The following is a 12,925-nucleotide window of genomic DNA, read 5'->3' on the forward strand; positions in this document are numbered from 1 at the left end:
GGCCGGGGCGCGGGGGCGGGGGCGGGGCAGGGTTAGGGGCGGGGTAGGCGCATCGCCATCGTCGGTGCCTCGGCCATCACCGAGGTGGGGGTGAACGGGGCGCCGGTCGGCAGCTCCTCGGCACGGCCGATCTGCACTCCGGGGTACAGCTCCACCATGTCGTTCTCACCGAGCACCCGGGACTGCTGCGGGGCCAGGGGAACGCGGTCCGACTCGGTCATCGAGCCGGCCGGACGGATGCCGGACCCGTTGGTGCTGACGTCGGTCACGATGACCTCGCCGACCCGCAGCTCGAACTGGACGTGACCACGGCTGATCCACCGCCGGGCCTCGTCGTTGAGCCACTGGCCGAGCATGATCCCGCCGTCCTGCTCGGGCGCCCGGCCGGCCACGATCGGCTGCTCCTCGGTGAGCACGAACCGCCGCCGGACCAGGCCGCCGACGCGCACCGCGAGCACCTCGCTCCGGGGTCGGGGACCGCCGTCGCCGAGGCGTGCCCCGTGTCGGGGGCAGGTCGGCACGCCGTTGCGCAGCGCGGGCGGTGGCTGCGCGGCCGGGCTGCGGTCGGCGCCCCCGGCCAGGTCGGCGAACGCGCCACCCCCACCACCGCCGCCGAACAGCGCGCAACCCGACTCCGGGCAGCGCCACTGTCGGGCCAGCAGCTTCGCCCCGGTAGGCGAGCGCTTGCCGGCGACCGGGGCGTGCCCGCCGCCGACGTGCGCGATGAACGCCGGCCCGCCGGCGCCCGGCACCGGGGCCACCACCCGACCGGGCTGCTCGACCAGCCACGGGAACCGCCCCCGCAGCCCGTCGAAGCGGACCCGGCTGAGCACCGGCAACCCGAGCAGGTCGGCCACCTCCAACATCCGGTCACCCGGATTGTCGAGCACCTCGACGAGCCCGTCGTCGGCCCAGCGACGCACCACCATCCGCTCGTTGGACGTCAGATCGGCGTCGGAGAGCAGAGCCCGGTGTACGACCGCGTAGACCTGGACGCTGTCCTCCTCCAACTCGCGGGAGAGCGCGTCGATGACCATGCCGAGTCGCAGCAGACTGGCCGGCCGGCCGCCGTCGATGTCCTGGTAGCGGATCACCTCGGCCAGGTCGAGCACCGCGCGGGCCAGCGACGGGTCCGTGCAGACCCGACCCTCGATGGCATCCAGAACCTTGCTGATCTCGAATCTCATGCCGCACTCCGGACGATGTCGTCGATTCGCCGGGCCAGCTCGATGTCCCGGTGGGTGACCCCACCGGCCGAGTGCGTGACACAGCGGAAGGTCAGGGTCCGCCATCGGATGTCGATGTCGGGATGGTGGTCAAGCTCCTCGGCCACCGCCGCCACCCGGTCCACCACCGCGATGGCGGCCGGGAAACTGCCGAGCTGGGCCGTACGACCGATACCGGTCGGGTCACCCGACCAGTCGGGCAACCCGCCCAGCTCTTCTCGCACCGCGTCCGCGGTGAGCAGGTCTGCCATGAGCAGACCCTACCGGTGGCGCGGCCGACGAGCCGGACACGCCACCGGCGAAGGTCGGGCCCTAGTCTTCGACGAGTTCGTCGAGTCGGGTAATCGAGTTCAACGTGCCCAATTCGCGAGCCGCCGCCACGAGGCGGTCGTGGTAGGCCGAGGTGATGGGGAGCGAATCCTCGAAGATCCAGGAGCACATCGTGTCGAATGCCAACTCTTCCTCGCCCACGCTCATCAGATGACGGACGTCTTCGACAACTTCCTCCGACGTCAGCGGAGAATCCTCAAGCAGGCGGGAGACGAGATCCCGTAGGTACAGGTAATGCTCCACGTCATCCTCCTGCCGTCACTTCAGGGACAGTCGACTCAGCCGGTTGACCAGCTCACTCGGATTGGGACCACACCAGTAGGCGGCCATCGCATTCGCGAATCAGCATGTCGTCTCGCACGCTCAGTCCCTCGGCTACCTCCCGGACGTCACCACGCGCCAGAAAGAACATGACGTGGAGTGGAACCGGTGGGCGACTCCGGGGAAGGCCATCCGTATCGGTCATCCTCCGCGAGTCCAGCCTTCGGACGACGCCGCCGGAGGCGAATGCCGCCACCTTCTCCCGGGCCACGCGGTCGTCGTCCCGAGCGACCACCACCCAGGGCGCGATCGGCAGCGCGAGGTCGAACGACGCCACGGAACTGCTCACGGATGGTCCCCGCTGAAATGGAAGGTGCCGCGACGACGCTAGCAAGCCCCGACCGACCATGGCTACCGGTTGCGTTCGCCCGGGACCGGATAGGTCGGCCAGAAACACGTCGATGGGGCGGCACCGTCAGATGCCGCCCCACCGATCAAACCTCACGTCCGCCGGACCCGTTCAGCCGCGCAGCGGCCGGCCCACCTCGTGGAGGTGACCGAGCGCCTGCCGGTACGACTCGATCAGCCCGGTCTCGGCGTACGGGATGCCCTGCTCGGCGCAGTATGCCCGCACGATCGGCTGGGCCCGGCGCAGGTTGGCGCGCGGCATGTTCGGGAAGAGGTGGTGCTCGATCTGGTAGTTGAGCCCGCCGAGCGTGGTGTCCACCAGGCGGCTGCCCCGCACGTTGCGGGAGGTCAGCACCTGCTTACGCAGGAAGTCCAGCTCGTCCTCGGCGGTCGGCATCGGCATGCCCTTGTGGTTCGGGGCGAACGCGCAGCCCATGTAGAGGCCCCACAGCGCCTGGTGCACGACGGCGAAGAGCAGCGCCTTGACCGGCGACATGACCGCCAACAGCAGCGCCACGTAGCCGACGGTGTGCGCGACCAGCAGGGCGGCCTCGACCGCCCGGTGGCGCATCGGAACTGTGTACTTGCCGTCCTCCCGGCCGACGATCGCCCGGATGCTCGCCACGTGCAGGTTCAGACCCTCCAGAAGGAGCATCGGGAAGAAGAAGTACGCCTGCCGCTGAGCCATCCAGCGGCCGAACCCACGGGTCTCCAGCGCCTGCTCGTGCGTCCACACCAGTGCGCCCGCGCCGACGTCCGGGTCCTCGTCCTCGTGGTTCGGGTTGGCGTGGTGCCGGTTGTGCTTGTCGACCCACCAGCCGTAGCTGATCCCCACCGCCACGTTGCCGGCGAGCAGCCCCACCAGCTCGCTCGCGCCCCGGCGTCGGAACATCTGTCGGTGACCGGCGTCGTGCCCGAGGAACGCGACCTGGGTGGTGGCGACCGCCATCACCGCCGCGAGCGGTAGCTGCCACCAGGAGTCGCCGAGCAGGAAAACGGCGATCCAGCCGGCCACGAAGCCGCCGAGGGTGAGCGTGATGCGGGTGACGTACCAACCGGGGCGCCGCTCCAGCAGGCCCGCCTGGCTGATCCGCCGGGACAACTGTGCGTAGTCACTGCCTCGCCGTCGTACCGGCGGTTCCGCCACCGCTCCGAGCGCCATTGCTGCTCCCGATCCGCTTGTGCCTGAACCGGTGCGGCTCGGGCCTGTTGTCGATTCTCCGGCTCAGCAGTAGCGCTGAGTAACCCTGACAACCCCCGAATCGGGGGTAGGGCGGGCACTACCCCCGATGGTGTGCGGCTCAGCCCAGCCGGGCCACCGTGGCCCGCAATCGCGCCAGATCACGCCGCCGCCGCTCGTAGGTGGCGGCCAGCCCGACCAGCGCCAACCCGCCCACACCGAGGTAGATCCACCGGGGCAGCAGGTCCCAACCTCGCGCCAGCTCGTGCAACGCCAACAGCGCCAGCACGCCACCGCCGAGCAGCACCGGCGCCTGCCATCGGCGGGTGGCGCCGGCCAGCACCACGCCCAGGGCCGCCGCACCGAGGAACAGTCGCCGCCACGGCTGCGGATCCGCCCCGGCCAGCACCGACACGAGGCTCGGGAGCAGCGCCGCGACCAGCCCCGGGCCGAGGGCCGGCCAGCTGGTCAGCCCCGGCCGGGTGCGCAGCGCCAGCAGACCCGCGCCGAGGGCGAGCGCCGAGGCCGGCAGGGTGTACGCCTCCAGCACTGTCACGCCGCCGGCGGCGAGCAGCACCCAGGCCCCGAGCAACTCGCTGCCGGCGGCGATGCCGGCGAACGCCCACCGCCGGCCGACCGGCTCACCCCGCCGCAGCAGCCGCAGCGCGACGGCCACGCCCCAGAGCACACACACGGTGGCGAGATGCCGCGCCACCTCGACGGCGAGCACCGCCGCCACGAGCGCGACCGCCTGCGCGGCAGCGTCCAGCACCCGCCCGACCCGGGCCCGCGACGAGGTCGCCGCGGCGACGGCCAGCACCAGCGCGGCCACCGCCAGCAGCGGGTACGCCGCCGCCCGCAGCGGCAACCCTCCGGCGAGCGGTGCGGTCACCGCCAGCGCGGACGCCGCCCCCACCGCGGCCAGGCAACCCGTGACACGTACCTCGACCACGCGCGCCCCGACGGCGACGACGACCGCCGCCACCAGCAGCACTCCCTGCGCGGCGAGCGTGCCGGCTCGGGTGGCCAGCAGCCCCGCCACACCGGACGCGGTCAGCACCACCCCCACCGGTACGAGGACCGGTGCGAGCGCCGGGCGCGCGGCAAGCGCCGCGAACAGCAGCGCGGCCAACCCGGCGAGCAGGACAGCAGCCGGTAGCACCGGCCAGGGCGTGCCGATCGCGACGAGCAGCACCGGCAGGGCGACCGCGACGAACGGCAGCGCGGGCAGCACCCGTGGGCGGACCCGCCGACCGGCCAGCACGACGGCCACCGCCAGCACGGCCAGCGCCAGCCCGCGCGGAAGCGCCGTCGGGTCGGTGACGATCGTGGGCACGCCCGACCACACCCGCCCCCGATCGCCGTACGGCGACACGATCGCCGTCAGCACCGTCGGCAGGGCCGTCAGGACCGCGACCACCGCAAGTACGCCACCCGCCGCCACCGGCAGGCCCCGCCGGGTTGGCTCCCGCTCGCCGGCCGCCGGCCGGTCCCACCGGTCGACGAGCGCGACGCCCAGTGCCGCCAGCGCGGCGTACAGCGGAACGGACTCGTTCCCCGCCACGACGAGCGGCGCGAGTCCGGGCACGGTCACCGCGACCACGGCGCCGGTCACCGCGTACCCGGTCAGCTCCATTCGGTGGCGACGCGCCGCGAGCACCGCGACCAGCGGCAGCCCGGCGGCCAGAAGTGCCAGCCGCGCCTGCCACCAGGTGGGCGCACCTGCGGCGAACAGCGCCACGGCGGCGACCCCGGGGAGCGCGAGCTGCGCGACCAGCAGCCCCACGCCGGCCACCTGCCGGTACGGCCCGGTGTCCGGTCGTGCGGCCAGGGCCAGCCCGACCACGGCGATGCTGCCGAGCGCCACCAGGGCGCCGGTCGGGGTGGCCAGGGCGACGAGCAACCCGTGCCCGAGCAGGACAGCGCCACCGAGCGCGCGGGTGCGCAGCGTGACCGGGCGGCTCGCCGGGCGGGCCAGCACGGCGACAAGCAGCGCCGCCCCGCCGATCAGGTCGACGGCCACCACCGCCGGCCAGGGGGCCGCCCAGCCGACGGGCAGGGCGAGCAGCGCCGCCACCGCGCCGGCCAGGGCGAGCACCGTTCGCGCCCGGCGGGGCAGCAGCAGCACCGTCGCGCCGAGCGCCACCACCACGGCGGGTGCGAGCTGCCAACCCCAGTCCAGGTCCGGGCCCGTCGCGGCCCCGCGCCACGGCGGCAGCGAGCGGCTCACGGCCGCCACCGCGAGCACGGCGGTGATCAGCGCGGCCACCTGGGCCGTGCCGGCCGCGACCAGCAGCGCACCGGCACGCGGCCCGCTCCGCCAACCCCCGACGCCCACCACGGCCGACCCGAGGGCGGCGGAAGGCCCCCGCCCGGACACCTCCGGCCCGGCCACGCCCGGCGACTCCGACTCCGCCGCACCCGGCGACTCCGACTCCGCCGCACCCGGCGACTCCCGCACCGGCAACTCCGCCGCGCCCGGCAGCAGCCGCACCGCGCCGGCCAGCACGAGGGCCACCGTCGCCGCCGCGATCAGCAGCAGTGACGGCCGCAGCTCGACCACCGGGCGCAGCAGCGCGGCGGCGAGCACCGGCACCACCAACCCGCCGGCCACCGCCCGCAGCGCCGGGCCACCGACCAGCCAGGCCGCGCCGACCCCGGTAAACGCGACGAGCAACAGCGGCAACCCGGCCAGCAGCGGCGAACCCGCCGCCCGCCCGACGGCCAGCGGCACCAGGGCACAACTCGCGGCACCGACGAGCGCGGTCACCAGGCCGACCGCCGCGAACACCCGGCCGACCAGCAGGGCCACGCCGTCCCGGCCGCGCAGCGCAACGAGCACGGCCAGGTCCAGCAATGCCACGGCGAGCAGGACCAGCGCCCATCCGGCCGCACCCGGCTCGGCCTCGACGGCCAACAGCGGCACCACCGGCTGGGCGGCCAGCAGGGCGGCGAACCAGGGGCCGGTCAACCTGCTCCACCGGCCGTACGCCACGGCGACCGCCGCGCTGGCCCCCCCGACCAGCGCGGCGTACCGGCTGCCGGGCCAGCCGGCCACCCCGGCCAGGTCCACCGACCAGGCCGCGTAACCGTCCAGCAGCACCAACAGCAACCCGACCGCGGCGAACGTCTCCGCCGTGCCGCGCAGCCCCCGACGGACCGCCAGCAGCGGTACGGCCAGCATGAGCGCGGTGAACGCGGCCAGGATCAACGCCCGTCCACCGACCCCCACCGCCGCCCAGGCCACCGCGGTGAACACCACCGCCGCGGTGCCCAGCAACAGTCCACCGAGGATGAAGAGCAGACCCTGGACGGTCCGGGTGGAGGCCTCCGCCGCACCCGCCGGTGCGCCTGGGCGGTCGACCGGCAGTGGTCCGACGACAGGCGTGGGGCGCGCCGCCGCCGGAACGGCCAACCCCGCGCGGACGACCGCGGCCAGCTCGGCCCGCCGCCGCGACGTGGCCGACAGGCGTCCCGCCAGCTCGGTGTACGCGAGACGGGCCCGCTCCACCTCCGGCTCAAGCTGGGCCACCTCTCGGCCCAACCGGAACACCTCGGCGGCGATCGGGTCGGGCGCGCGCCGGCAGCCGGTGCAGCCGGTGCTCAGGCCCGCGGGAGCACCACAGGCCGGGCAGGGATATCCGGTGTCATCCACCCGGTCATCATCGGCAGCCGACCCGGGCACGGCCCAGAGTCCGCGTACTCAGGGTCGGGTGTGCTCGAACACCCAGGTGACGTACGCGGGGTCACCGCTGTCCACCCTGGACACCAGGATCTCCGGCACCTCGTACGGATGGCTGACCCGGATCTGATCCACCAACGCGGCCAACCGGTCCGGTGCGGTCTTGAACTGCACCGACCACTCGGAGCTGGTCTCCACTCCGGACCGCCACCAGTAGGTGCTGTCCACCTGACCGCCCACCTGTGCACAGGCGGCGAGCCGACCGGCAACGGCCGCGGCCGCCAGCACGTCGGCGACCGAACGCGCATCCACCACCGTCGTCACCACGCAGATCTGATCCACGCCCGCACCCTACGCGGCGACATCCCTTCGAGCCGGCTTTTCGCTCCCGACCGCGAGGCCGCGCGGCGCACGCTCATCGATTCGCCGCGATCCAGGCGTCGATCTGCGCCCACCAGTCGAACAGCCAGTCGATGCGCTGCTGCCGTCCGGCCGGCACGTCCTCCGGCGGCACCGACCAGAACCGCATCACGATCTGCTTGTCCATCGGCAGTTCCCGCCACACGTCGGCGACGGTGAGCATCCGGTCCAGCCCGGTGTGGGCGACGAAGATGACCCCGGCGTCCGGGGCCGCGTCCAGCGCGGCGAGCATCCCGCCGGGCTGCGGGGCGAGGACGTGCCGCATCCGCTCCGCGCGCAGGGCCATCCGTTCCAGGCCGAGGGAACGCAGCCGGGCGATGGCGCGCAGTCGCCGCTTGGGGGTGAAGTTGCCGCCCTCGGGAAAGATGACGAACGCGTCGTTGTCGTCCAGGCCCGCGGCCAGGTTGCCGACCTGGCGTACCGTCTCCTCGCCGCGCTCCGGCGTCGGCGCGATGAAGCGGTTCGGCAGCCGGTTGAGCAGCACGTCGATCGCCGGGTCCCACTGGAGGCTGTCCTTCAGGACGATCCGTGGCTCCCGTTTGAACCAGTTGACCAGGCCGTGGATCAGGATGAACGAGTCACCCGGCCCGGCGTGCCGGCAGAGCACCAGCTCGGGCCGGCCGGGCAGTGCGGTGTCCGGGTCGGTGCCCACCACGTCGATACGCAACCGCAGTGTCCAGCGGGCCTGCCAGAACAGCACCCGCAGGAACCAGCCGGCCAGCACGTAGTGTGCGCGCTGGAAGGCCGGGGACCGCACCCGCCAGCCGAAACCGGAGACGACCCAGAGCACGAAGAGCGCGAGCAGCGCGGCGGCGTTCCAGACCAGGTAGACACAGCCGATCCAGAGCAGCCGCAGCGGGCGTAACCGGCCCGGGACCAGCGGCGACGCGGCCGCGGCGAGGAATGCCCAGACCGGCAACGTGGTGACCACGACGAAGGCGAGCACCACCACGGCGGGGGCGAACAGCAACCGGCGTAGCCACCTCGGGGGCAGCGGCATCACCGCTCCTGGTGGGTGGCGAGGTAGCGCCGGGAGGCGGTGTACGCCCGGCTGATCCGCCGCCCCACCGCCGCCATGTCCCGGTACGCCCACGGGGTGTCGTCGCGTGGGTTCAGCCCGCCGGTCGGCAGGACGTGCACCTCCACCCCCTCGGGCAGCGCGGCCATCTCCCGGAAGAAGCGGTGCCGGCGGGAGATCTCGAACGCGACCTGCGCGATCTCCCACGGCCGTCGGGGAGGCGTCAGCTCACGTTCGATCCGACCCACCTGGAGGACGTAGATCCGACGGGCGCCGACGGCCACCGCCTCGCCGATCGGGATGGAGTTGACGATGCCGCCGTCCACGTAGTGCGCGCCGTTGATCTCCATGGGCGGGAGCAGGCCCGGCACCGACGCCGACGCCATCACCGCCGGCACCACCGGACCGGTGTCGAACCAGTGCTCGGCGGCCCGCTCGATGTGCGCGGCGCAGCAGCGGAACGGCACCCGCAGGTCGGCGAACGTGGTGTCCACCCCCAGCTCGGATTCGAGCAGCCGGCGCAGTGGCCGGGGCGAGTGCAGGTGGGTACGGGCGGCGAAACGACGCAACTGCCGGGCGACCGAGTCGCCGTACACCTCGCTCGCCTCCGGCGAGGCCCAGAGCCGGACCAGCCGGTCGGTCACCGCCTCCGACGGGTCGGCGGCGACAAGCGCGCCGTTCACCGCGCCGATCGAGGTGCCGAGCACCATGTCGGGCTGGATGCCGGCGCGGAACAGCGCGCGCAGCATGCCCACCTCGACCGCGCCGAGCACTCCCCCGCCGCCGAGCACGAACGCCACAGGTCCCGCCGCCATGCCCCTCATCCTGGCACGGGCCCGCCGCCGACCGACCGGCCGCCGTCGCCGGGCGGTCGGCGCACGCCAGACACCGCCCGGCGACCGGAGCCGTTGACGGCGTTGACAGGCCGGACGCATTCGCGCAACCTGATACCGCTCCCACCCCTGAGGCAGGTGCGATCGGTGAAGGCAGCACTGCATCCGGGCCGGTTGCTGGCCCAGAGATACCGACTTCTCGACCAGATCGGCGCCGGCGGCATGTCCGTGATCTGGCGTGCCCGCGACGAGGTGCTGGACCGGGTCGTCGCGCTCAAGGTGCTCGCCCCCTCGCTGGCCGCCGACGCGCGGTTCCGGGGCATGGTGCGGGACGAGGCGCGGGCGGCCGCCCAGTTGGTGCACCCCCATGTGACATCGGTGCACGACTACGGCGAGACGGTCGCCCCGGACGGCTCGATCACCTCGTTCGTGGTGATGGAGCTGCTCAGCGGCGAGGAGTTGGAGCTGCGACTCACCGAGGGGCCGTTGCCGTGGACCGAGGCGGTCCAGGTGGGCGCGCAGGTCGCCGACGCCCTGGCCGCCGCGCACCGACTCGGCATCGTGCACCGCGACATCACACCGGCCAACGTGATGATGACCGGTTCGGGGGTCAAGGTCCTCGACTTCGGCATCGCCACCCGGATCGGCGCGCCCGACGAGGACGAGGACGGCGGGACCTTCGGCACCCCGGCGTACGTCGCCCCGGAACGGCTGGACGGCGCACCGGCCCAGCCGTCCACAGACGTGTACTCACTCGGCGTGCTGCTGCACGAGGCACTCACCGGCCGCGTCCCCTATCCGGCGGAGACCTGGGAGCAACTCAGCGCCGCGCTGGCCGACGGTCCGGCGCCGACGCTCGCCGAGCTGCCGGAGCTGCCTCCGGCGGTGGCCCGGATCTGCCTGCGCAGCCTCGCCCGGGACCCGGCGGACCGGCCGACCGCCCGACAGGTCGCCACCACGCTTCGCGACCAGTTGGCGTCGGCCGACCCGCCACCCACGACCGTCCGGGTGCCCACCCGGCCCCTGCCACCGCAGCCCGTGACCGTCGCGGCGGCGACCGGTGACACGGCGGCCGGCGGGACCCCCACCGGAGACACCGCCGTCGGGTCGCGCTGGTCGCGGCGGCGGCTGGCGCTGCTGCTGGTACCCGTGGTCCTGGTGGTCGCGATCGCGCTGATCGGCGTGGCCCTGCGGCCCGACCAGCAACCCACCCGGCGGGCGCAGCCCACGGCCGGCCCCGTGACGACCCCGACGACCGCGCCGCCGACCCCCGCGCCGCCCGAGCCGACGACGGTACCGCCGGCGGTGCCACGGACCGGCGCACCCACCTCGGACCCGACCACCCTCGTGGAGGCCGCCAACCGGGTCGACGAGCTGATCACGGCAGGGCTCAGCGCCGGCGAGATTCGCAGCGACGTCGGCCTCGACCTGCGCAACGAGCTCCGCAACCTGACCGCCGCGGTCAGCTCCGGCCGCGACGAGCTGGCGCCACCGGTGGCCCGGCTGCGCAACAAGGTCGCGGTCCGCCTCGGCGAGGGTGGCATCAGTCCGGCGTACGCGCAGCGGCTCGACGTCGCCATCGTCGAGTTGGGTATGGCCCGGGTCTGACCACACGGCGATCCGGGTCAGCGGGCCGAGACCCCGGCCGATTCGCGGACGTCGTGACCGCCGGCGGCGAAGCGCCGGTAGATCTCCGCGTAGCCGTACGCCATCCGCTCGACCGAGAAGTTCCGCGCGACGTGCGCCACGCAGTCCTCCGGGTCGAGCTGCTCCGCCGCGCGCAGGGCCCCGGCCAACTCCCCCGGGTGCGCACAGGCCAGCCCGGTCACCCCGGGCCGGACCAGCTCCGGCACCGCACCCCGGTTGAGCGCGACCACAGGTGTCCCGGTCGCCATCGCCTCCAACATGACCATGCCGAACGGCTCGTCCCACTGGATCGGCATGATCAGGCAACGGGCGTCGACGAGCATCCGCAGCGTCGCCGCGCGGTCGGCGTTGAGCACGACTGTCACGTTCTCGTCGACCAGCGGGGCGACGACCTGCTCGTAGTAGCGGCGCTCGGCCGGCTCGTTGCACTTCCCGGCGAGCAGCAGGGGCAACCCGGCCTCCCGGCAGGCCTGGATGGCGACGTCGGGCCCCTTGTCCGGGCTGAACCGGGCCAGCCACAGCACCGGCCCCCGGCCGGGCTCGGTCTTGCGCGGGAAGCCGCGGATGTCGAGCGCGTTGTGCACGGTGCCGGCCCAGGGCAGGCTCGGGTTCAGTCGGCGCTGGGCATGCGAGATCGCCACCAGGGCCACGTCCGAGTCGATCTCGCTGAGCACGTCGCCGTACTCCCCCACCGGGTTGCCGTGCACGGTCGCGACAGTCGGCACGGCCCGGCGGCCGGCGATCAGCGGGCCGATCGTGGTGTGGTCGTGGATGACGTCGAAGTCGGCCGCCGTGATCAGCCGGTTCACCCGGGCCAGGTGGGCAAGCTCGGGCAGTGACTCGCCGAGCCGCTCGTACTGGACGTCGGGCACGGTCGAGACGAAGCCGCCGGCGGCGGTGCCGTGGTGGCTGCCGGCGCCGAACAGGGTCACCGCGTGTCCCTGGCCGCTCAACGCGTCCACGAGCGCGGCGACGACCTGCTCAAGGCCGCCGTAACCGGGTGGCGGCACGGACAACCAGGGCGGAACCACCATCGCGATGCGCAGCGACCGCTCCGGAGGGCGGCCCGCGGGCGGGTGGTTCACGGCCACGAGTCCTCCCCGTTGATCCCCGGTACGACGTGACCGCCGACCGGCGTGGTCGGCGGCGGGTTCCCGGTGACGTCCCGGGTAAACCGGACAAGGCGGACGCTCACCCGCCGACCAGCAGCTGGTCGTGCACCACCCGCACTCCCGGCGCAGACCAGGCGACCCGTTCGACCTGGTCGCGTTCCCACCAGGACCGGACCACCCCGGCGAGGACGAGTGTGTCGCCGTCGACCTCGACGGTCACCCGCTCGCCGCCGATCGTGCGGGCCAGCGCCCGCTGGACGTCCCGACGCAGTCGGTCAGCGACCGGCGGGGCCAGCGGTCGTACCTCGATCAGGTTGGTGATCCCCCGTACGCCGTCGAGCCGGCGCACCTCTCCCTCGGCGGCCCGCCGCTGCCACCCGAACTCGACCTCACCGCGCAGCATCAGCCAGCCGTTGGCCACCGTCACGTCGATCCGTTCGGCGGGCACGAAGCTGTCCCACTCCAGGGCACGGGAGGCGGCGACGGCGATCTCGCCGTCGGTACGCCCCGGCGTGCCCGGCAGCCGCACCTCGATCTCGTCGGCCACCGCCCGTACGCCACGGACCCGCTGGGCACACCGGGTCGCGGCCCAACCGTGGGCGGCACCGTCCACGTACCCGGTCAGGGTGACCACGCCCGCATCGACGCTCACGCCGATCTCGTTCGGTCGCAGTCTTGCGTCCCAGGCCAACTCCGCCAGGACGTCGCGTTGGATCCGCTCGTCGTCGCGGACGTCCACCACCTCGGTCATGGCACCCACCCCCGGTTCCGGTCGCCGAGACCCGCTTCCCGCAACCTGCCGGGCACA

General features: G+C 73.7%; 12 protein-coding genes. 1 reads left to right on the plus strand and 11 read right to left on the minus strand.

Features of this window, described 5'->3' with window-relative positions; genetic code table 11:
* Positions 1 to 32 precede the first annotated feature (32 nt).
* From ACGFH8_RS26070 to ACGFH8_RS26110, 9 genes are all read right to left on the minus strand, one after another.
* A complete protein-coding gene (locus ACGFH8_RS26070) occupies positions 33 to 1,187 on the minus strand; it encodes an FHA domain-containing protein (protein ID WP_393371857.1) in 1,155 nt (384 codons plus the stop codon).
* On the minus strand, positions 1,184 to 1,477 hold the full coding sequence (locus ACGFH8_RS26075; RefSeq protein WP_393371860.1) for a 4a-hydroxytetrahydrobiopterin dehydratase: 294 nt from the start codon (positions 1,475 to 1,477) through the stop codon (positions 1,184 to 1,186). Before ACGFH8_RS26075 ends, ACGFH8_RS26070 begins: the two co-directional genes overlap by 4 nt.
* A 61-nt stretch (positions 1,478 to 1,538) precedes the next feature.
* Positions 1,539 to 1,799, minus strand: coding sequence for a MafI family immunity protein (locus ACGFH8_RS26080; RefSeq protein WP_393371862.1), 261 nt, complete (start codon positions 1,797 to 1,799; stop codon positions 1,539 to 1,541).
* Between the two features lie 52 nt (positions 1,800 to 1,851).
* Complete coding sequence (locus tag ACGFH8_RS26085; protein ID WP_393371864.1) at positions 1,852 to 2,166, minus strand: hypothetical protein; 315 nt, start codon at positions 2,164 to 2,166, stop codon at positions 1,852 to 1,854.
* 171 nt (positions 2,167 to 2,337) lie between these two features.
* Complete coding sequence (locus tag ACGFH8_RS26090) at positions 2,338 to 3,387, minus strand: fatty acid desaturase family protein (protein ID WP_393371867.1); 1,050 nt, start codon at positions 3,385 to 3,387, stop codon at positions 2,338 to 2,340.
* 139 nt (positions 3,388 to 3,526) lie between these two features.
* On the minus strand, positions 3,527 to 7,060 hold the full coding sequence (locus tag ACGFH8_RS26095; RefSeq protein WP_393371869.1) for an SCO7613 C-terminal domain-containing membrane protein: 3,534 nt from the start codon (positions 7,058 to 7,060) through the stop codon (positions 3,527 to 3,529).
* Between the two features lie 48 nt (positions 7,061 to 7,108).
* Positions 7,109 to 7,429 (minus strand): divalent-cation tolerance protein CutA, encoded by a 321-nt coding sequence (gene cutA / locus ACGFH8_RS26100; protein WP_393371872.1) that lies wholly within the window; start codon positions 7,427 to 7,429, stop codon positions 7,109 to 7,111.
* Positions 7,430 to 7,502: 73 nt separating this feature from the next.
* Complete coding sequence (locus ACGFH8_RS26105) at positions 7,503 to 8,507, minus strand: 1-acyl-sn-glycerol-3-phosphate acyltransferase (RefSeq protein ID WP_393371875.1); 1,005 nt, start codon at positions 8,505 to 8,507, stop codon at positions 7,503 to 7,505.
* A complete protein-coding gene (locus ACGFH8_RS26110; protein ID WP_393371878.1) occupies positions 8,507 to 9,340 on the minus strand; it encodes a patatin-like phospholipase family protein in 834 nt (277 codons plus the stop codon). The genes ACGFH8_RS26105 and ACGFH8_RS26110 overlap by 1 nt, the downstream gene beginning before the upstream one ends.
* A 165-nt stretch (positions 9,341 to 9,505) precedes the next feature.
* Between ACGFH8_RS26110 and ACGFH8_RS26115 the strand changes: the two genes are divergently transcribed.
* On the plus strand, positions 9,506 to 10,966 hold the full coding sequence (locus ACGFH8_RS26115; protein WP_393371880.1) for a serine/threonine-protein kinase: 1,461 nt from the start codon (positions 9,506 to 9,508) through the stop codon (positions 10,964 to 10,966).
* A 17-nt stretch (positions 10,967 to 10,983) separates the two neighbouring features.
* On the opposite strand, the gene ACGFH8_RS26120 is transcribed toward ACGFH8_RS26115, so the two are convergent.
* Complete coding sequence (locus ACGFH8_RS26120) at positions 10,984 to 12,039, minus strand: glycosyltransferase family 4 protein (RefSeq protein WP_393372424.1); 1,056 nt, start codon at positions 12,037 to 12,039, stop codon at positions 10,984 to 10,986.
* 157 nt (positions 12,040 to 12,196) lie between these two features.
* Positions 12,197 to 12,868, minus strand: a complete 672-nt coding sequence (locus ACGFH8_RS26125) for a BON domain-containing protein (RefSeq protein ID WP_393371883.1) — start codon at positions 12,866 to 12,868, stop codon at positions 12,197 to 12,199.
* Positions 12,869 to 12,925: the final 57 nt, after the last annotated feature.

The organism is Micromonospora sp. NPDC049175 (assembly GCF_043197345.1).
Classification (GTDB): domain Bacteria; phylum Actinomycetota; class Actinomycetes; order Mycobacteriales; family Micromonosporaceae; genus Micromonospora.